This window comes from Nocardia niigatensis NBRC 100131, from assembly GCF_000308655.1.
Classification (GTDB): Bacteria; Actinomycetota; Actinomycetes; order Mycobacteriales; family Mycobacteriaceae; genus Nocardia; species Nocardia niigatensis.
On record NZ_BAGC01000026.1, the window covers coordinates 185,909 to 204,651 of the forward strand.

Consider the following 18,743-nt stretch of genomic DNA (forward strand, 5'->3'; position numbering starts at 1 on the left):
GGTAACTTACGAATCGGTCAGTTCGAGGAGGTGCGATGTTCTCGCAGGTCTGGCATGAGATCAACACGCCGCTGCTGTACGCGGTCCCGGTTTTCCTGCTGTGTATCGCCGTCGAGATGGTGTCGCTGCGTGAGAGCGATCCCGAGCAGGCAACCGGCTATCTGGCCCGCGACACCCGCACCAGTCTGAGCATGGGGCTGGGCTCGATCGTGTCGTCGTTCGTGTTCAAGACCCTGAGCCTGGTGGTGTTCGTGCTGCTGTGGACCTACGTCGCGCCCTGGCACATCCCGACCGGCGCCTGGTGGAGCTGGGTGCTGCTGATGGTGGTCCTGGACCTGCTCTTCTACCTCAATCACCGCTTCTCGCACCGGGTCCGCATCGGCTGGGCCGCCCATCAGGCCCACCACTCGAGCGAGTACTTCAATCTCGGAACGGCCTTGCGGCAGAAGTGGAATCCGTGGTCCGAGGCCATCTTCTGGGCGCCGCTGCCGCTGCTCGGCTTCGCCCCCTGGACCATCTACATCGCCTTCACCTGCAACCTGATCTATCAGTTCTTCACCCACACCGAGACCATCGGAAAACTCTGGGGCCCCATCGAATTCGTCTTCAACACGCCGTCGCACCACCGCGTCCACCATGGCAGCGACCCCGAATACCTCGACAAGAACTACGCCGGCATCCTCATCGTCTGGGACCGCATGCTCGGCACCTTCCAGCCCGAAATCCACCGTCCCACCTACGGTCTCACCAAACCCATCGGCACCTACAACCTCCTGAAGCTGCAATATCACGAGTACGGCAACATCATTCGCGACGTCCGCGCCGCCCGCGGCCTGCGCGACAAGCTCGGCTACGTCTTCGCGCCGCCCGGCTGGGAGCCCCGCGAACTCCGCGACCAGCCCGCCTGAACCCGCCTCGATAATCGGTCGTGCTCCGGGCGGTGCGTTGTTACCTTGAGGCCATGGAGGTCTCCCCGCGCACCGCGACCGCGCGAGCTAACAGCTCGCCGGTCGCTGTCGCCTGACCTCACTGTCCTTGTCGGCGACCGGAAACGGTCCGCCGACGGGTGACGGTCTTCTGGCCTGATCCGCCTCGTGCGGTCGCTTCCGGTCGATTTCGAGTCGATGGAGCACTCGCCATGATCACTACCGATCAGACCGTTCAGACTTTCCTCGAGTTCTTCCGTGAACGCGGGCACCAACTCACACCGGGGCAATCGCTGATACCGCCACCGGGGGATCCGGTGCTGTTCACGACCTCCGGGATGCATCCGCTGACGCCGTATCTCGAGGGGCGGCCACATCCGCTGGGACAGCGGCTCACCGGCCTGCAGAGATGTTTGCGCACCACCGATCTGGACGAGGTCGGGGACGAGACCCATCTGACCGTGTTCGAGATGCTCGGATCGTGGTCGCTCGGTGACTACGGCGGACCGCAAAGTCTGCGATGGGGCTTCGAACTGCTGCACGACGGGTTCGGCCTCGATCCGCGGCGGATGCACGTCACGGTCTTCGGCGGGGACGACCGGGTCGAGCCGGACCACGAGTCCTGGCGCACCTGGGATGAACTGGGTGTGCCGGTCGAACCGACGGTTCACGAGAACTGGTGGTCGAACGGGCCCACCGGGTTGTGCGGGCCCGATTCGGAGATCTTCGTCTGGACCGGGACCGGGGTTCCGCAGGGCACACCGACCGGTGACGATCGCTGGGTGGAGGTGTGGAATCACGTCACAATGCGGTATGTCAGGCATCCGGACGGCGGCCTGGAACCCCTGCGCCGCACCGGCATCGACACCGGGCTGGGCCTGGAACGCCTGGTGCGAATCCTGCAGGGCACCCGATCCGTCTACGAGATCGATCTCTTCCAGCCCTGGACGACCACCCTGCCCCGGCTCTGGCCCACCCTCGGCGAGTCCTCCGTGCGGCTGGTATCCGACCATCTGCGATCCGGCATCGTCATCGTCGGTGACCGAATCGTCCCGTCTCCCAACGGCCGTGGCCACGTACTCCGCCGGCTGATCCGGCGCGCGCTGACCACCCTGTGGCGCGACGACCCGACCCGCACCCTGTCCGACCTGCCGATCGAACTCATCGACCACACCCTCGGTCACTTCGGCCAGCCGCGAAGTCCGCACGATGTCCGGACAGTTCTCCTCGACGAGGAACGGATGTTCCTGCGTCAGCTGGACCGAGGTCGGAAAGTCCTGTCCCACCGGCGTTTCGGCGGTTCGCTGACCGAGGGCGACTACCGGTACCTCTACGAGACCCATGGGCTGCCGCGAGATCTCGTGGAGTTCCTCGGCTCGGAGCGCCGGCCGTGAGCCGGCGCGGCGGTTCAGTTCTCCGCCAGCACCCTCTGCGGCTCGGCCGCCGCGGCGGTGCGGGCCGCGACCGCCTTGCGGACCGGGATCATGAGGGCGATCACCGCGGACACCAGGCAGGCCACGCTGCCGATCACGAACACCGTGCGGAAGCCGTTCTCGGTCGGAATGGCATGGCCGCCCACCGAGATGGTCAGCTGGGCCAGCACCGCGCCCACCACCGCCGAGGAGACCGAGGTGCCGATCGAGCGCATCAGGGTGTTGAAGCTGTTGGCGGCGGCCGTCTCCGACAGCGGCACGCCACTCATGATCAGCGCCGGCATCGCGCCGTACGCGAGCGCCACACCCGTGCTGCAGATGATGTTCACCAGCTCCAGACCCCAGGTGGAGCCCATGGTCAGCTGTGCCACTCCGTAACCGGCCGCCATGGTCAGCGCGCCGGTGAACAGGGTGATCTTCGGGCCGCGCGCGGCGGACAGTCGGGCTCCGACCGGCGAGATGAGCATCATCATGATGCCGCCGGGGGCCATCCACAGACCCATCATGACCATGGACTGGCCCAGGCCGTAACCGAGCGACGTCGGCAGCTGCAACAGCTGCGGCACGCTCAACTGCAGGGCGTACATGCCCACACCGATCGCGATACTCGCGAGGTTGGTGACCAGCACCTGCGGACGCGCGGTGGTGCGCAGGTCCACCAGCGGCTCGGGCGACCGCAGTTCCCACCAACCCCAGGTGAGCAGGATGACGACCGCCGCGGCGAACAGGCCCAGCGTGGTCCCGCTGGTCCAGCCCCAGCTCGCGCCCTTCGACACCGGCAGCAGGAACGCCACCAGACCGCCGCCGAGCAGCACCGCGCCCGGCAGATCGAAGCGTCCCGACGGTCCTTCCGAGCTGCCCTCGGGCACCAGGGTCACGATCAACGCGGTGGCGATGCCCACCAGCACCGCTGCGACCCAGAACATCACGCGCCAGCTGCTGTATTCGGTGACCGCCGAGGCGATCGGCAGGCCCAGCGCGCCGCCGATGCCCAGCGACGAGCTGATCAGCGCGATCGACGAGCCGAGCCGTTCGGGCGGCATGACATCGCGTAGCAGGGCGATGGCGAGCGGGATGATGCCGACGCCGAGCCCCTGCAGGCCGCGGCCCACGATCATCGGCACCAGCGATTCGGAGACCGCGCACACGACCGACCCGATGATGAGCGGAATGGTGGAAGCGATCATCATGCGCCGCTTGCCGTACATGTCGCCGAGCCGGCCCGCGACGGGGGTGGCGACGGCCGCGACGAGCAGCGTGATGGTGACGACCCAGGTGGTGTTCGAAGCCGACGTTTTCAGGATGCGGGGTAGTTCACCCAGCAGGGGCACCACCAGTGTCTGCATGAGCGACGCGATGACACCGGCGTAGGCGAGCACCGCGAGGGTGCGGCCCGCGCCCGTGCGCTCCGGCGTCGGGCCGGACGCCGGAGCGGAATCGGGTTGGGACATGGAATCTCCTCACGATGCGAGCAATCTTGTGTACTGTACACATAAAGTGCAAGATGCACATGCAATGGAGGATGCGCACCGCTAGGGTGTGGGTGAACAGGGGTCGAACCCGCAGGTCGATGCGGATCGCGGAAGGACGGGAAGTGCCCAAGCCCACCGAACTGCTGGAATTCCAGACCATGCTGATGGGTCGTTTCAGCCTCATCGCGCGCAAGGCGACCGACACCAGCCTCGACCGCAGCGCCTACCTGCTGCTGAGCCTGCTCGAAGCCGACGGCCCGATGTCCATCGGCGGGCTCAGCGAAATCCTCGGCCTCGACGTCTCGACCCTGAATCGGCAGACCGCGGCGCTGGTCCGCGCCGGCCTCGCCGACCGCATCCCCGACCCCGACGGCGGCATCGCCCGCAAGTTCCGCCTCACCCCAGAAGGCGCGTCCCGCCTGAACGGCGAACGCGCGCAGAGCATCCGGCACCTCGACGCGATCGTCGCCGACTGGACCGACGAGGAGATCACCGCCCTCGCCGACTCCCTCGCGCGCCTGAACGCCGACATCGACCGCTACCGGAGCAGCATCTCTCCACGCCCCTGACCCGTTGTGCGGCAACGGCATCCGCGATGCCGCCGGGCCGGTACTAGACGGTGAAGCTGGTGACGCCTTCGACGACCCGGTTCAGCTGCTCCTCGGTCAGGCCTGGCCACAGCGGGAGGCGGACCAGGGTGGCGGAGAACTCGGCGCTGTGCACACAGGGGAACGGCGTGCGGCCCAGCTTCAGACCGGCGGGGGAGGAGTCCAGGGGCACGTAGTGGAAGGGCGCCACGATACCGCGCCGGGACAGGTGCGAGATCAGGTCGTCGCGGCGATGCTCGGTGGGGACGCGCAGGTAGTAGAGGTGCGCGGTGTGCTCGCGGTCCGACGGCACCTGCATGAGGCGAATGTCGTTGCGCGCGGCCCAGTCCGGGAGCGCGGCGGCGTAGGTGTCCCACACCCGGTGGCGGTTTTCCTGGATGGTGGTGAACTCGGCGAGCTGAGCGTCGAGGACCGCGGCGTTCAATTCACTGGGCAGGTAGGAGGATCCGATGTCCTGCCACGAGTACTTGTCCACCGCACCGCGCAGGAAGCGGGCCCGGTCGGTGCCCTTCTCGCGAATGATCTCCGCACGCGCCATGAGGATTTCGTCGGTGAGCAGCACCGCGCCGCCCTCGCCGCAGTGCACGTTCTTGGTGTCGTGGAACGACAGCGCCCCCACGGTGCCGATGGTGCCCAGCGGGCGGCCGCGGTAGGAGCCGCCCAGGCCGTGCGCATTGTCCTCGATGATGGCGAAGCCGTGCGCGTCCGCCAGCCGCTGCAGGCCGTCCATGTCGGCGGCCACGCCGCCGTAGTGGATGACCATGACGGCCTTGGTGCGCGGGGTGACCACCGCGGCCACCGATTCCGGATCCAGATTGCCGTTGGTGTCGTCGATATCGGCGAACACGACGGTCGCGCCGCGCAACGCCATGGCCGTCGCGCTGGAGGTGAACGCGAAACTCGGGACGATCACCTCGTCCTCGGGCCCGAGTTCCAGCAGCAGCCCGGCCATTTCGAGCGCGTGCGTGCACGAGGTGGTGAGCAGTGCGTGCGGAGCGCCGGTGATGTCCCGCAGTTTCGCGGTGGCCGTCGCGGTGAAGGGACCGTCGCCGTGGCTGTGGTCCGAGGACAGCACGGCCTCCACATTCGGCAGCTCCCGCGTGGCGCGGAACGGGCGGCTGAAGATGATGCGGTCACTGCTCACGCGCGGAGATCCCCCTCGAGGCCTGGTCGTCGAACCGTTTCGTGCTGTCGTCGTAGCGCATCCGGGCCAGCTGCTCCGGGCGCGGTGTCGGTGAATCCACCGTCAGATACAGCGGCTTGCCGACCAGCACGTGCAGGGCCACGCCGAGGTACTCGGCGATCAACCCGAGCGAGAACAGCACCGCGCCCGAGCACAGCAGCAGCACCGTCATGAGCGACGCCCAGCCTTCGGGGTCGGTGCCGCTGTCGGTGAGCGCGTGGTACACCACCCACCCCGCCATGCCGAGCCCGCCCAGCGCCAGCGTCACGCCCAGCATGCTCACCAGGCGCAGGCCGCGAGTTCCGCTGCACAGCACCATCTTCCAGAACAGCGAGAACAGCCGCCGGTAGTTGTAGCCGGACTCCTCGCGGCCCTCCGCGCGCAGCTGGACCGGCACCTGCGCCGCCTCGCCCACCACCCAGGTGAGCGCCACGTCCAGGTACACACCGTTGGAGGCGACCTGCGCCAGCTGTCGCGCGATATCGCCGCGGATCAGCCGGTAGCTCTCGAAGCGAGTCGAGTCCGGGAACGCGAACAGGGTCGCAAGCACGATCTTTGCGCCACGCGAGGTGACATTGCGCAGGAAGCCGTGCGGGCGGGTGTTGACCGGCTTGGAGTAGACCAGGTCGGCGCGCTGCTCGAGCGCCGTGTCCAGGAAGTCGGCGATGAAGGCCGGATCGTGCTGGCCGTCCTCGTCCATGGTGACGGTCCAGTCGCCCTGCGCGGCCGCCATACCGGCGATGGTGGCGGCGTCCTGGCCGTAATTGCGGCTCAGCCACACCACCCGCACCTGCGGGTAGGTTTCGGTGAGCTCCTGCAGCACCACGTCCGAGCGGTCGGGACCGTGATCGTGCACCAGCACGATCTCCCCGACCCGGAAGATGGCGCCCTGCGGCGTCGTGACCGGCTCACCGAGCTTGTCCAGCTCGCTGACCAGGGAGGCGATCGTCTCCTCGCCCCGGTACACGGGCACCACGACGGAGACCGCGTGCACCCGCGCCGGGCGCTCGCTGCCGGAGGTCACGCTGGGGTCGCTCGCGTAGGTGCGGGCGGACGGAATCGGCATCAGCTGAATGTACTTTCGATGACGGTGTGCGCCGGTACTCCACACCGGAAACCGGAGCCCGAGCCGCGCTGAACTCTAACACGCTGCTCGGCGCGGCATTCGGAGCGAACTGTCGACACCCGCCCCATCATTCCCCATGTCCCTGCCCCACAACCGGCCGGCGTAAGTGCCATCGACATCGCCCGCCCTGTAGGGTCTGGAACTCGTGGTGGAAAGCTCAGTTTCCAAGGTGGTCGGGGCCGCCGATTCCGGGCAGGACGAGAAGGCCGCTCGGCGTGAGGTGTACCGCTGGGGCATCGTCACTTCGGTCGGGGTGATCCTCGGTTATCTGGCCGTCATTCTGGCCAACTCCCGCCACTTCTTCACCGACGACACGGAATCCCAGTACACGGGTCTGTGGGTGTTCTTCGGCCGCGCCTTCCGCGACGGCCACTTCCCGCTGCTGATTCCGGATCAGTGGATGACGGGCAACTACACCAATGAGGAAGCGGGACTGTTCAACCCGCCGCAGCTGCTGATCGATCTGATCGCGCCCTCGGTGCCCAACCTGGCCGTGTACGCCACCATCGTGAAGCTGATCTTCGCGATCATCACCGGGCTCGGCGTGTACCGCGTGTGCCTGGTCTACGGCGCACGCCCGCAGTGGGCCGCGGTGGCCGGGGTGGCCATGCCGTTCACCGGTTTCTTCCTGTTCTTCGACTCGGCCAGCTGGTTCACCGCCATGGCCGGCACCGCGTGGATGATCCACGCCTGGGCGTCCTCGGAGCGCTACCTGCGCGGCCAGGGCGGGCCGATCCCGGTCTTCGTGTACCTGTACCTGGCGATCTCGGTGCAGTACGTGTTCCCGGCGGTCGAGGCCGTGCTCATGCTCGTCGCGGTCGCGGTCGGCTACCTGGTGGTCCGGGGACCGCGGTCGTGGCCGCAGTGGCGCCAGGCGCTGGGACCGCTGGTGCGCCTGGCTCTCGCGGCGGGCTTCGCGGGCATGGCCGGTCTGCTGACCTTCCTGCCGTCGATGCTGTCGGCGCAGGTGAGCTGGCGTGGCAACTCGCAGATCAATAACGACCAGTTCCTGACCGTGCCGTGGTCGGAGTCGCTGAACGCCGGCCTGCCGACCACCATGCCGGCGTTCACCTCGTGGTGGGGCTACATCCAGCCGCTGCCCATGACCTACATCGCCTGGTTCCTGATTCCGGCGCTCGCGTTCGTGGATTGGAGAGCGGCGCAGAAACACTGGAAGCAGTTCGTCGCGATCGCCCTGTTCGCCCTGATGGCGCTCATGTGGACCGCCGGGCCCGGCACCGTCGGACCGCTGCGCTGGCCTGCCCGCGTGCTGCCCATGCTGGCGCTGGGCCTGCTGGTGCTGGTGTGCGTGCTGCTCGGCCGCTTCGCCACGCTGCGCGAGCGCAAGAAGCGGATCATCTCGGCGCTGGTGCTGGTTCTGGCGCTGTGGGTGCGCACCTTCTCCGCCGACCCGCACGATGTGCTCTGGCATCTCGGCTCGGCCGCGGTGGTGATCGCGCTCGGCTTCGGCGTGGTGTGGCTGGGCCGCACCCGCGGCGTCTCGGCGGCCACCGCGCTGGTGATCGCGGCCATGGTGCCGATCGCCTGGTTCCAGGTGTGGTGGGTGCAGCCCACACCCATGTCGTGGAACCTGCCCGCCGATCGCAACGAGGCCATGGCGGCCTTCCCGAAGTTCACGACCGGCACCACCCTGCAGCTCTCCGACCGCGGCCTGCTGCAACCCGCCGACAAGAGCCTGCAGGGCGCGTACGGGTCGCTGGTGTGGGGCAACTACGCCAAGGACCTGCAGCAGGACTACGTCAACGGCTATACGCCAAACGGGCACTTCTATTTCGGCGAAATGCTGTGCATGCGCTGGGACTCGAGCGTCTGCCCGGACGCCTACCGCCGCCTGTTCGCCGCCGAGCCGACCACCGGCCGCACCCTCGCCGACCTCATGCTCATCGACCGGGTCGTGTTGCAGCGGGCGATGTTCCCCGACGCCGGCGACCAACCGGCGCCCGAGGGCTGGCATTTCGTCGACGTGCCCGGGCACGAGAAGTACATCCGGGTGCTCGAACGCGACAACGGCCCGATCTCCACGGTGAACGGCCGCGTCGGTGACGCCCACGACGTCACCGCCACCTCGCTGGAGGAGACCGACACCACCAGCCGCGTGCGGGTGTCGTCGGAGACCGGCGGCCGCGTCACCTTTGCGCGTCTGGGCTGGCCCGGCTACCGCGTCACCCTCGACGGCAAGACCGTCCCGTTCCACACCGTCGCGAAAGTGTTCGTGGCCGTGGACATTCCGGCCGGCACCGACAAGGCCGAGCTCGAGGTGAGCTGGCGGCCGCCGGGCTGGAAGATCGGAATCGGCAGTGCCGCGGCCGGACTTGTCGGCGTCGGGCTGCTGCAGTGGCTCTACATCCGCTCGCGTCGCCGTGGCCGGGACGCGCCCGCCGCCGAACAGGTCGACGGCGATCCGGACCGAGAACTGGTGGGCACGGCCAAGTGACCGGCACCCACCCACCCGTCACCGATGCCGCGGCGGCCCCGGCCGGGCCGCTGCTGCGGCTGGTGCGCCGGCAGGAGATCGCCTTCGCCCTGGTAGGCGGGTTCAACACGCTGCTGGGCATGGCGCTCACCATCGTGTGGCTGACCGTTCTCGGCGACCTGGTCGCCAAGGACGTGGCCGCGGCGCTGTCGGTGGCGCTGGCCTACGCGGTCAGCATGGTGGTGGCCTTCGTACTGCACCGCACCCTGGTATTCCGGGTGCGCGGGCACCTGCTGCGCGATTTCGTGGCCTTCGTCGGCGTGAACGCGGTCGGCATGGTGCTGAACATGGTGCTGCTGCAGCTGGCCGTCTCCCTGCTGCACGCCCCCGCCAAACCGGCCGCCGTGGTGGTCATGGGCCTGGTCGCGGTGGCCAGCTACTTCGGCCACCGGCACATCAGCTTCCGCCGCCCCGCCGATTCCGCTCCCGCGGACGCCGACCGGTAGGTTGTCGGACATGTCGGAGGAAACCCTGGACGCCACCCTGTTGAGCCTGCTCGCCTGCCCCCAGGACAAGGGCCCCCTGCAGCTGGTCCACACCGCCACCGGTGACACCGTGCTCTACAACCCGCGCCTGCGCCGCGCCTACCCGGTCGACCACGGCATCCCGGTCCTCCTCGTCGACGAGGCCCGCGACGTCTCCGACGACGAACACGCCCTCTTCCTCGCCCAATCCTGATTCCCCCACCGCCGCTACGGTTTTCCTGACGCGCCGCCCAACCCGGATTGAACTGTGGACCCCGGGTGAGCACTTTCGGGGGACCGGGCCCATCGCAGAATCCGATTGGCCCACTGGAGAATTCGCTCAACGACCCCCCGCCGGGTGCGCCCACGCCAACCTGAGCCGAGTTGGCCCGCCGCGGCAGTGCTGAACCCGGCCGCGTGGCCCTTCTCGGGGGGACGGACGTTTCCAGCGCCTGGTGCACCATAGCCGTACGGGCCTTGGCCGGTTGTGCCGAGTGGGCAGCGCCGGCGGTGCCGGGTGGATCGGCGTCGCTGATCTCCGGACAGGTAGCGCCGGTTCCGGCCAGGGGTCCGTCGGTCAGTGACTGCTGGAGGATTCCAGTGAGGTCGGCCGGCGGGCGGGGTGCTGGACGCTGTGGGCGTCGAGTTCGTGTTCGATGGCGTGGGCGGCGTAGGACTGGCCGGTGGCGTGCAGGTGGGCGATTCGGCGGCGGACCTCGTGGAGGCCGTAGGCGCCGATGACATCGGCGATGCTGATCCGGTGATCGGTTCCCGAGCCGAATCCTCGTGTAGTGCTGGGTGTTTCCATCATTCCCCCAAGCTGATCCCACTCGCAGTGTAACCGGATGCACGTGCATCGGCACGTGCTGCGGCTCGACAGGTGAGATGGAATTCGTTGTGGCACACTCTGATACGCAATGCCTATGCCGACGGGAGTGTCAGTGATCAACGAGGTCGTCGATACGGTGTCCGGTGAGGCGGAGGAAGATCCGGCGCTGCTGCGGCGAGCGGTCGGGCTGCGCCTGCGGAGACTGCGGGAGGAGGCCGGTATCAGCGGCGAATCGGCCGGCCGGGCCATCCGCGCTTCGCATTCGAAGATCAGCCGGTTGGAGGCGGGCCGGGTGACGTTCCGCGCGGTGGACATCGAGGACCTGCTGACCAGGTACGGCGTCGTCGACGGCGACCTGCGGGCGGATCTGCTGCGAATGGCGAACCGGGCGAACGCGGTCGGGCGGTGGCAGGTGGGCGCTGATCTGACCAAGGCACGTGCGGAGACCTATCTGGCGCTCGAGGACGCTTCCTCCCTGATCCGTTGCTACGCACCATGTCTGGTTCCCGACCTGGCGCGGACCCCGTCCTACGCGCACACCGTGCTCGCGCTCGCCCACTGTGCCTCGGCGATCGACATCCATCGGCGCGTCGAGCTGCTGGTCCGCCGCCAGCAGCTGCTCGACCGCGACGATTCCCCGCGGGTCTGGCTCGTCATCGAGGAGGCCGCCCTGCGCCGCCCGCTCGGTGGATTCGAGGTCTGGCAGGGGCAATTGGAGCATCTCGCCGAGCTGTCGGCCCGGCCCAACATCACGGTGCAGGTGGTGCCCGACCACGTGGGCGGCCCCGCCATCAGCGGCTCGGCCTTCACTCTGCTGCGGTTCGCGGCCCCGGAATTCGGTGACATCGCCCATCTGGAGCATCCGAACGGCATGCAGTTCCTCGACAAGCGCGGTGACCTGGACCGTTTCAACGAGGTCTGGGACCGGCTGTGCGTGTGCGCCGCGCCGCCCGCGCGCACCGGGGATTTCCTCGATCGACTTCGCAGCGCCCAACCCTCCGACGCGCTCTAGCGTCTCGACGAGAACAGAGAGTCCATGTCCGACAGTCCCTTCGACGGACATCTGCCGATCGAAATCGACACCACCGTCGCCCACGAAGCCCGCGTCTACGACTACTGGCTCGGCGGCAAGGAGAACTACCCGGCCGACCGGGCGCTGGGTGACGCGATCGCCGAGCATGTGCCCACCATCAAGACCATGGCCCGCGCCAATCGCGCGTTTCTGGCGCGGGCGGTGCGCTATCTGGTCGCCGAGGCCGGGATCACCCAGTTCCTCGATATCGGCACGGGCATCCCGACCGCGGGCAACACCCATGAGGTCGCGCAGGCTCTGGATCCCGGGGCGCGGATCGTCTACGTCGACAAGGATCCGATCGTGCTGGCCCACGCGCGGGCGCTGATGGCGAGCACCCCGCAGGGCCGCACCCGCTTCATCCACGCGGACCTGCACGATCCCCGCTCGATCCTGGACCACCCGGACCTGGCCGAGACCCTCGACCTGTCCGAGCCGGTGGCGATCATGCTGATCGCGATCATGATGTACTTCCGTGACAGCGACCACCCGTACGACATCATCGCCACGCTGCTGGACGCGGTCCCGTCCGGCAGCTACGTCGTACTCACCCACCCCACAGCCGATTTCGCGCCCGAAGCCATGGCGGGCGTCAAGGCCGCCGCCGAAGCCTCGGGAATCTCCTTCGAACCGCGCAGCAAGTCCGACACCGCGAAACTGTTCGCCGGTACCACCCTCGCCGACCCGGGCCTCGTTCCGGTCGCCGCCTGGCGCCCCGAACTCACCGACCGCCCGACCCCCGTCGCCGACGCCGAAAGCGCTTGGTACTGGGCGGGAATCGGTCGCAAGCCCTGAGCTCGTCGCGAACTCCGGGGTGGCGCGCCCCGTCACCGGAGGCGCGGTGTTCAGCCGCGCTGCGGGAGATCGCCGGTGAAATAGCGCTGGAGCGTGGGCCCGATGCTGTTGGCCAGGTCCTCGATGGTCATGGAGGCAATGGGTTCCAGGCGGAGGATCTTGCGGGTGACGAGGAGGCCCGCCAGCTGGGAGGCGGCCAGGGCGGCGCGCTGGGCGCCGGTGCCGGGCGGCGAATCGACCAGGGGGCGAATCTCTTTCAGCACCACCTCCAGCAGGAAGGCGCGGGCCAGGGTCGGGTCGTCGCTGGCGAGGAGACTGCGGAAGGCGGCCACGGCGGGCATGCCGACGGGGGAGTCCCAGATGCCGACCACCGTGCGGATGATGTGCACGCCGAGGTTTTCCACCGGCACGGCGGCGAATCCTGCCAGGATGTCCTGCGGGTCGACGGGCAATTGCAGAGCGGCGGCGAACAATTGGTGTTTGGTGCCGAAATAGTGGTGGACCAGCGCGGGATCCACGCCCGCCGCGGTGGCGATGGAGCGAATGGACGCCCGGTCGAATCCGACCTCGGCGAAGCGCGCCCGGGCGGCGTCCAGAATCGCCTCCCGGGTGCCGGAATTGCCCGGACGCCGTCCGCTGCGGGTTCCGTTGCCTCCGCTCACGCCGCGCGTCTCCCGGTCATGCGGTGCGCCGGCGTAGGGTGGCCGCGCCCGCTCCCAGTGCGACGGCCGTGAAGGCGGCCACGATCAGCACGTCCCGCCACATCTCATTGGTGGCCCCGGTGTGCGCGGACACCTGCTCGAGGGCGTCGACCGCGTAGCTGAGCGGCAGGACATTGCTGATCGCCTCCAGCCAGCCCGGCAGCTGCCCGCGCGGCACCAGCAGGCCGCACAGGAAGAACTGCGGCAGCACGATCACGGGCATGAACTGTACGGCCTGAAACTCGGTGCGCGCGAACGCGCTTGCCAGCAGGCCCAGCGCCACGCCCAGTACCGCGTCGATCACGGCGATGAGGACCACCAGCCCTGGACTGCCCGCCGCCTTCAGCCCCAGCAGCCAGAACGCCACCAGGCAGGCCACCCCGGCCTGCACCGCGGCCGCGACCGAGAAGGCGGTGCCGTACCCGGCCAGCAGGTCCAGCTTGGACAGCGGCGTGGTCATCAGCCGTTCCAGCGTGCCCGAAACCCGTTCGCGCTGCATGGCGATGGCGGTGATGAGGAACATGACCACGAACGGCAGGATGCCGAGCATGGTGATGCCGATCCGGTCGAACAGCCGGGGCGCGCCCGGCCTGACCGGATAGTTCTTGTACACGAAGTACAGCAGCGTCATGAGCAGCGCGGGCACCAGCACGATCATGGCGACGGTGCGCCTGTCGGCGCGCAACTGGCGCAGGATGCGCACGGTGGTGGCGGTGTAGCAGCCCAGCGGACGCGCGCCCGCCGGGCGGGAAAGGGTCGCGGTCACAGCTCTTCTCCCATCCGGATCAGCTTGAGGAAGGCGTTGTCCAGACTGGATTCGCCAGTGTCGGAGCGCAATTCGGCGGGCGTGAGCTGAGCCAGCAGCCGGCCCTCGCGCATGAGCAGCAGCCGGTCGCAGTGTTCGGCCTCGTCCATGACGTGGCTCGAAACCAGCAGGGTCCGGCCCTGTTTCGCGAGGGCTTGGAACTGCTCCCAGAGGTCGGCGCGCAGTACCGGGTCCAGGCCGACGGTCGGCTCGTCCAAGACCAGCAGTTCGGGATCGGCCACCAGGGCGCAGGCCAGTGACACCCGGGTGCGCTGCCCGCCGGACAGCTCATTGCCCTGATATCCGGAGTGACTGCTCAAACCGACGGCGGCCACGGCGGTTTCGACGTCGGCGGCCGAAGCCCCGTACAGCGCACCGAAATACGCGACATTGTCGGCCACGGTGAGGTCGTCGTAGATGCTGGGCGCCTGGGTCACGTACCCGACCCGCCGCCGCAGCCGGCGCGATCCGGCGTTGTCACCGAGCACGGTGACCGATCCGGATTCGATGATCTGCGTGCCGACGATGCTCCGCATGAGTGTCGTCTTCCCGCACCCCGACGGCCCCAGCAGCCCGGTGATGCTGCCCTCGGGGACGGTCAGGGAGATGTCCTGCAGAACCTGCTGCCCGCCACGCCGCACTTCCAGGTGCTCGATAGCGATGGCGTCGGTGGTCGTCGCTGGTGCCGTCACGGTCACCCTCAATTCATCGAGTGTTGAATTCACTACGTGATGAATAGTGCGCCCATCCGGGACTCCCGGCAAGACCTCGCCGCGTGTCGTTTTCGGCGTGGCGATCCGGCCGCATCCGGCCGATTCGGCTGACCAAATCGTGACGAATCACGCGAGGTCCGCCAGTCCGGGCGCATTCCGGCGGCGGGCCGTCCAGAATCGCCGCATGCGTGTACTTCTGACCGGCGCAGCCGGATTCATCGGCTCGCACATCCACCGCGCGGCCCTGGCCGCCGGACACGAGGTCGTCGCGGCCGACATCATGCTCGCCGCCGCTCACGGCACCGCCGCCGTACCCCCGCCCGGCGTCGCCCGGGTGGACGTGCGCGACCCGGACACCCTCGCCGACCTGCTGCACGGCATCGACGTCGTCTGCCATCAGGCCGCCGTGGTCGGCGCGGGCGTCAGCGCCCAGGACGCTCCCGCCTACGCCAGCCACAACGACCTCGGCACCGCCGTCCTGCTGGCGGCCATGGACCGCGCCCACTGCCGGCACCTGGTACTGGCATCCTCGATGGTGGTCTACGGCGAGGGCCGCTATGTCGACTCCGCGGGCGTGGCCACCGACCCGGCCCCGCGCACCCGCACCGACCTCGACAACGGCTGCTTCGATCACCGGGGCCCCGACGGCGGCCCCCTCATCTGGACGCCCATCGACGAGGAGGCGCCGCTGCGCCCCCGCAGCCTGTACGCCGCCTCCAAGGTGGCGCAGGAGCATTACGCCATCGCCTGGGCCGCGGCCACCGGCGGGACCGTCACCGCGCTGCGCTACCACAATGTCTACGGCCCCGATATGCCCAGGGACACACCGTATTCCGGGGTCGCCGCCATCTTCCGCTCCGCGCTGGAGGCGGGCGACGCCCCGCGCGTGTTCGAGGACGGCACGCAGGCCCGCGATTTCATCCACGTTCGCGATATCGCGGAAGCCAATGTCGCCGCTCTCGAGCACCCGCTCGGGGCGTTCACCCCGCTCAATATCGCCTCGGGCACGCCGATCACGATCGGCGAGGTGGCGACCATCCTGGCCCGCGCCTATGGCGGCAAGCAGCCCGTGGTGACCGGCGACTACCGCGCCGGCGACGTCCGCCATATCGTGGCGAGCCCCGAACGTGCCCGCCGCACACTGGGTTTCGTCGCCGAGGTCACTCCGGGCAAGGGTCTCGCCGAATTCGCGACGGCGCCGTTGCGCTCCGTTTCCGGGAACGGGGCGCCCACCTGGCGGTGAACCCGGCTGTGGCGACTACCAATTCGTGAGGAGCAGATGGTTGATCAATAGCGCCCCCGCCGCCTGCGCGACGAGCCAGAAGCGCGTGCTGTGACGGGGGAGCAGGGCGGTCGCCGCCAGCGCCCACACATCGAACGGCAGCCAGATGCGTTCGGTCTCGGCCTTGCTCAGGCCGCTGATGTCCGCGACGAGGATGGCGCCGATTCCGGCGGCGGCCAGCAGCGCCGCCGGATCCACGCGGGATCGCCAGCGCGACAGCCAGTTCCGCCACGGCTGTATCGGCAGGAGTTCCAGTTCGGCCAGGACCCGGGCGCTCGCAGCGGCGGTGGCCAGTCCCACCGCGCACACCGTCGCCGCGATATTGCCCCAGACCCAGTACGCGTACGGCCGGTCACTGGCAATGCCCTGGTAGTAGCGCTGCACCACGAGGTGATAGCCGGTGGGCCACCAGAATCCCGCCGCCGCGAAGACCGCCACCACGGCCAGCGCGCCCGCGAGCGCCGGAATCGCCGGGTGCAGCGATCGGGCCAGCAGCACCGCCGCGGCCGGAATCACCAGGAGCACCAGGCCGTAACTCAGGAAGAGGACGAACCCGAACAGCACCCCGGACACCAGTGCGTCGAGGATCCAGCCCCGTTCCAGCCGGGTCGCCGCCGCCAGCAGCGCCACCGCCCAGGCCCCGACCCCGGCGAAGAGACCGTCGGCGGAGACGGCGATCCAGATGACCGCCGGCATGAGCGCCAGGAAAGGCGTTGCGGCCCGGGCCCGATGCTCGGACCCCAGCACCCGGATGGTGAACGGCACCGCCGCCGCGGCGCTGGTCCCGGCCAGCAGGCACAGCAGTCCCGCCCACGCGCCGCCGCCCAGCCCGATCCGGTCGAGCAGCACGAACACCAGCAGCGCGCCCGGCGGGTGCCCGGACACGTGCGTGGTCCACGAGTCGGGCTGGAAATCCAGGATGCGCCCGGAGAATCCGCGCAGCATGCCCCCGATGTCGTGGACCCCGCCGACCTCGTGCAGGTATTCGTCGCGGGTGGTGAGCCGCCCGGCGAAGCCCCGCTGCCAGCCGTCCACCATCGCCAGCGCGAACGCCCACGCCGCGGCCGTCGCCCACGTCGCCAGCAGCAGGCGTCCCCATGACAGCCGCCGCGCCAGGTCCGGCCCGTACCGCACCACGGCCGCGGCGAGGGCGATCGCCGGGACCGTGCCCCACCCCAGATGCGGTAGCCAGCCACCGAAGATCGGTGCGGCCCCGGCGTACAACCGGTCCCGCCATGGTTTGCCTTCGATTCGCGGAATCAGGAAGGCGGCGAGAACCAACAGGAGGGCCGCGAGCGCGCAGTAGCCGTCGACGCGGGTGGAGACGTAGCGCGCGACCCGGGTCGCCGAAGCGTTCGCCATGCCGGAAACCCTAGGCTCCGAAACCCGCCGGAACTGTCCGGATCGGTGTTTCTCCTGCTCTTGTCATACTTTCGTCATGCGTGTCCCGGGGCCGGAACGCCCCGATTGGCCGTACGGTCGAGGCCATGACCGAGTTGGACTCCGTGCCCGGGGTCACGGTGGTGATCCCGTGCCGGGACGAAGCGGAAGCGCTGCCCGGCGTACTGTCAGCAATTCCGGTGGGCTACCGGGTGATCGTGGTCGACAACGGCTCCACCGACGGCACCGCCGAAGTCGCACGCGCCGCCGGGGCCACCGTGGTGACCGAATCCACCCCCGGCTACGGCAGCGCCGTACACGCCGGCGTCGACGCCGCCCGCACCGATCTGGTCGCCGTGCTCGACGGCGACGGTTCGCTCGATCCCGGCGAACTACCCCGGCTGGTGGCCGAATTCGTCCCCGGCGTCGACATGGTGGTCGGTCGCCGCCGCGCCGCGGTCCCCGGCGCGCTACCCCTGCACGCGCGAATCGGCAACTGGGCCTTCGCCTTCCGGCTGCGCCGCCGCTACGGCCTGCCGGTGCACGATATCGCCGCCATGCGGGTGACGCGCCGCGACCGGCTGCAGGCGCTCGGCCACCTGCACGCCCGCTCCGGCTACCCGCTGGCCCTGCTCACCGGCGCGGCCCGCGCGGGCTGGCTGGTGCTCGAACGCGACATCACCTATCGGCCGCGGACTCACGGCGAGTCCAAGGTCTCCGGTTCCTGGCTCGGCACCGTGCGTGCCGCCCGAGACTTCTGGAGTGTGCGATGAACCCGACCGACGTCCCCGCCACCATGCTGGTGGTCGCCAAATCGCCGATCCCCGGATTCGCCAAAACCCGTCTCACCCCGCCGTTCTCGCCGGTGGACGCCGCCTACCTGGCGGCCTGCGCCCTGCTCGACACCCTGGACGCGGTGCGCGAGAGCGGGATCAGGCATCTCGTCGTCGCCTGGACCGGCGACATCGACCGCGCCGAGCGCTCGGTGGAACTGGCCGCCGCCCTGCGCGACGTGACCGTGGTGCCGCAACGCGGCGACAGTTTCGGCGAACGCCTCGCCAATGCCCACGTCGACGCCGCTGAATTCGGTGTCCCGGTGCTGCAGATCGGCATGGACACCCCGCAGGCCGACGCCGATCTGCTCAACCGCTCGGCCGCCCGCCTGGTGGCCACCGGCGACACCGTCCTAGGTCCCGCGGCGGACGGCGGCTGGTGGGCGCTCGGCCTCCCCGAACCGCGGCCGGCGCATCTACTCACCGACGTGCCGATGTCGACCGATCGCACCGGCGAGCTCACCGCGACGGCGCTGCGCCACAGCGGATTCCGGGTGCACTCTCTGCCCACCCTCACCGATGTGGACACCTACGCCGACGCCGTATCGGTGGCGGCGGTGTCCCGGGGGCGGTTCGCGCGCGCCGTCACCGACCTGGTGACGACCAAAACCCCTGTCACACTCTGAG

General features: G+C 69.1%; 19 protein-coding genes. 11 read left to right on the plus strand and 8 right to left on the minus strand.

From position 1 onward, the window contains the following. Positions 1-35 precede the first annotated feature (35 nt). Positions 36-908 (plus strand): sterol desaturase family protein, encoded by an 873-nt coding sequence (locus tag ON33_RS07985; protein ID WP_040856972.1) that lies wholly within the window; start codon positions 36-38, stop codon positions 906-908. Positions 909-1,138: 230 nt separating this feature from the next. Further along, positions 1,139-2,320, plus strand: a complete 1,182-nt coding sequence (locus ON33_RS07990) for an alanine--tRNA ligase-related protein (protein WP_040856973.1) — start codon at positions 1,139-1,141, stop codon at positions 2,318-2,320. A gap of 14 nt (positions 2,321-2,334) precedes the next feature. Here ON33_RS07990 and ON33_RS07995 read toward each other — a convergent pair whose 3' ends face one another. After that, positions 2,335-3,810, minus strand: coding sequence for an MFS transporter (locus ON33_RS07995; RefSeq protein WP_040856974.1), 1,476 nt, complete (start codon positions 3,808-3,810; stop codon positions 2,335-2,337). Positions 3,811-3,953: 143 nt separating this feature from the next. Between ON33_RS07995 and ON33_RS08000 the strand changes: the two genes are divergently transcribed. Beyond that, complete coding sequence (locus ON33_RS08000) at positions 3,954-4,400, plus strand: MarR family winged helix-turn-helix transcriptional regulator (RefSeq protein ID WP_085996696.1); 447 nt, start codon at positions 3,954-3,956, stop codon at positions 4,398-4,400. 43 nt (positions 4,401-4,443) lie between these two features. Here ON33_RS08000 and rffA read toward each other — a convergent pair whose 3' ends face one another. Continuing rightward, entirely contained in the window at positions 4,444-5,583 is a 1,140-nt protein-coding gene (gene rffA, locus ON33_RS08005; protein ID WP_040856976.1) for a dTDP-4-amino-4,6-dideoxygalactose transaminase, read from the minus strand. Further along, complete coding sequence (locus tag ON33_RS08010) at positions 5,573-6,616, minus strand: glycosyltransferase (RefSeq protein ID WP_051151789.1); 1,044 nt, start codon at positions 6,614-6,616, stop codon at positions 5,573-5,575. Before ON33_RS08010 ends, rffA begins: the two co-directional genes overlap by 11 nt. A 352-nt stretch (positions 6,617-6,968) precedes the next feature. On the opposite strand from ON33_RS08010, the gene ON33_RS08015 reads away from it, so the two are divergent. From ON33_RS08015 to ON33_RS08025, 3 genes are read left to right on the plus strand one after another with little or no spacing between them, the layout of a single operon-like run. Further along, a complete protein-coding gene (locus ON33_RS08015; protein WP_040857119.1) occupies positions 6,969-9,203 on the plus strand; it encodes a membrane protein in 2,235 nt (744 codons plus the stop codon). After that, complete coding sequence (locus ON33_RS08020) at positions 9,200-9,688, plus strand: GtrA family protein (RefSeq protein ID WP_040856977.1); 489 nt, start codon at positions 9,200-9,202, stop codon at positions 9,686-9,688. Before ON33_RS08015 ends, ON33_RS08020 begins: the two co-directional genes overlap by 4 nt. A gap of 10 nt (positions 9,689-9,698) precedes the next feature. Beyond that, complete coding sequence (locus ON33_RS08025; RefSeq protein WP_040857121.1) at positions 9,699-9,920, plus strand: Trm112 family protein; 222 nt, start codon at positions 9,699-9,701, stop codon at positions 9,918-9,920. Between the two features lie 363 nt (positions 9,921-10,283). On the opposite strand, the gene ON33_RS08030 is transcribed toward ON33_RS08025, so the two are convergent. Then, positions 10,284-10,517, minus strand: a complete 234-nt coding sequence (locus ON33_RS08030; protein ID WP_040856978.1) for a hypothetical protein — start codon at positions 10,515-10,517, stop codon at positions 10,284-10,286. 130 nt (positions 10,518-10,647) lie between these two features. Here ON33_RS08030 and ON33_RS08035 point away from each other — a divergent pair, with 130 nt between their 5' ends. Both ON33_RS08035 and ON33_RS08040 read left to right on the plus strand, forming a co-directional pair. Beyond that, a complete protein-coding gene (locus ON33_RS08035; protein ID WP_281033193.1) occupies positions 10,648-11,547 on the plus strand; it encodes a helix-turn-helix domain-containing protein in 900 nt (299 codons plus the stop codon). A 24-nt stretch (positions 11,548-11,571) separates the two neighbouring features. Continuing rightward, positions 11,572-12,402, plus strand: coding sequence for an SAM-dependent methyltransferase (locus ON33_RS08040; RefSeq protein WP_051151771.1), 831 nt, complete (start codon positions 11,572-11,574; stop codon positions 12,400-12,402). A 50-nt stretch (positions 12,403-12,452) separates the two neighbouring features. Here the strand turns inward: ON33_RS08040 and ON33_RS08045 are convergent, their stop codons facing one another. From ON33_RS08045 to ON33_RS08055, 3 genes are read right to left on the minus strand one after another with little or no spacing between them, the layout of a single operon-like run. After that, entirely contained in the window at positions 12,453-13,064 is a 612-nt protein-coding gene (locus ON33_RS08045; RefSeq protein WP_040856979.1) for a TetR/AcrR family transcriptional regulator, read from the minus strand. A gap of 16 nt (positions 13,065-13,080) precedes the next feature. Then, positions 13,081-13,869, minus strand: a complete 789-nt coding sequence (locus tag ON33_RS08050; RefSeq protein WP_083868720.1) for an ABC transporter permease — start codon at positions 13,867-13,869, stop codon at positions 13,081-13,083. After that, positions 13,866-14,600: an ABC transporter ATP-binding protein gene (locus ON33_RS08055; protein ID WP_040857129.1), complete on the minus strand. Its 735-nt coding sequence runs from the start codon at positions 14,598-14,600 to the stop codon at positions 13,866-13,868. The genes ON33_RS08050 and ON33_RS08055 overlap by 4 nt, the downstream gene beginning before the upstream one ends. Before the next feature lie 205 nt (positions 14,601-14,805). Here ON33_RS08055 and ON33_RS08060 point away from each other — a divergent pair, with 205 nt between their 5' ends. Continuing rightward, positions 14,806-15,864, plus strand: a complete 1,059-nt coding sequence (locus ON33_RS08060) for an NAD-dependent epimerase/dehydratase family protein (protein WP_040857131.1) — start codon at positions 14,806-14,808, stop codon at positions 15,862-15,864. Between the two features lie 15 nt (positions 15,865-15,879). Here the strand turns inward: ON33_RS08060 and ON33_RS08065 are convergent, their stop codons facing one another. Further along, positions 15,880-17,265 carry a hypothetical protein gene (locus tag ON33_RS08065; RefSeq protein ID WP_245550362.1) on the minus strand — a complete coding sequence of 462 codons (1,386 nt, stop codon included), beginning with the start codon at positions 17,263-17,265 and terminating at the stop codon, positions 15,880-15,882. A gap of 125 nt (positions 17,266-17,390) precedes the next feature. Here ON33_RS08065 and ON33_RS08070 point away from each other — a divergent pair, with 125 nt between their 5' ends. Continuing rightward, positions 17,391-18,056, plus strand: a complete 666-nt coding sequence (locus ON33_RS08070) for a glycosyltransferase family 2 protein (protein WP_040856980.1) — start codon at positions 17,391-17,393, stop codon at positions 18,054-18,056. Continuing rightward, positions 18,053-18,742 (plus strand): TIGR04282 family arsenosugar biosynthesis glycosyltransferase, encoded by a 690-nt coding sequence (locus ON33_RS08075; RefSeq protein WP_083868722.1) that lies wholly within the window; start codon positions 18,053-18,055, stop codon positions 18,740-18,742. Before ON33_RS08070 ends, ON33_RS08075 begins: the two co-directional genes overlap by 4 nt. Position 18,743: the final 1 nt, after the last annotated feature.

Coding starts and splice junctions, on each gene's coding strand:
- ON33_RS08030 (WP_040856978.1), bottom strand. CDS start 10,517: ATGATGGAAACACCCAGCACTACACGAGGATTCGGCTCGGGAACCGAT.
- ON33_RS08025 (WP_040857121.1), top strand. CDS start 9,699: ATGTCGGAGGAAACCCTGGACGCCACCCTGTTGAGCCTGCTCGCCTGC.
- ON33_RS08065 (WP_245550362.1), bottom strand. CDS start 17,265: ATGGCGAACGCTTCGGCGACCCGGGTCGCGCGCTACGTCTCCACCCGC.
- ON33_RS08070 (WP_040856980.1), top strand. CDS start 17,391: ATGACCGAGTTGGACTCCGTGCCCGGGGTCACGGTGGTGATCCCGTGC.
- ON33_RS08060 (WP_040857131.1), top strand. CDS start 14,806: ATGCGTGTACTTCTGACCGGCGCAGCCGGATTCATCGGCTCGCACATC.
- ON33_RS08075 (WP_083868722.1), top strand. CDS start 18,053: ATGAACCCGACCGACGTCCCCGCCACCATGCTGGTGGTCGCCAAATCG.
- ON33_RS07985 (WP_040856972.1), top strand. CDS start 36: ATGTTCTCGCAGGTCTGGCATGAGATCAACACGCCGCTGCTGTACGCG.
- ON33_RS07995 (WP_040856974.1), bottom strand. CDS start 3,810: ATGTCCCAACCCGATTCCGCTCCGGCGTCCGGCCCGACGCCGGAGCGC.
- ON33_RS08040 (WP_051151771.1), top strand. CDS start 11,572: ATGTCCGACAGTCCCTTCGACGGACATCTGCCGATCGAAATCGACACC.
- ON33_RS07990 (WP_040856973.1), top strand. CDS start 1,139: ATGATCACTACCGATCAGACCGTTCAGACTTTCCTCGAGTTCTTCCGT.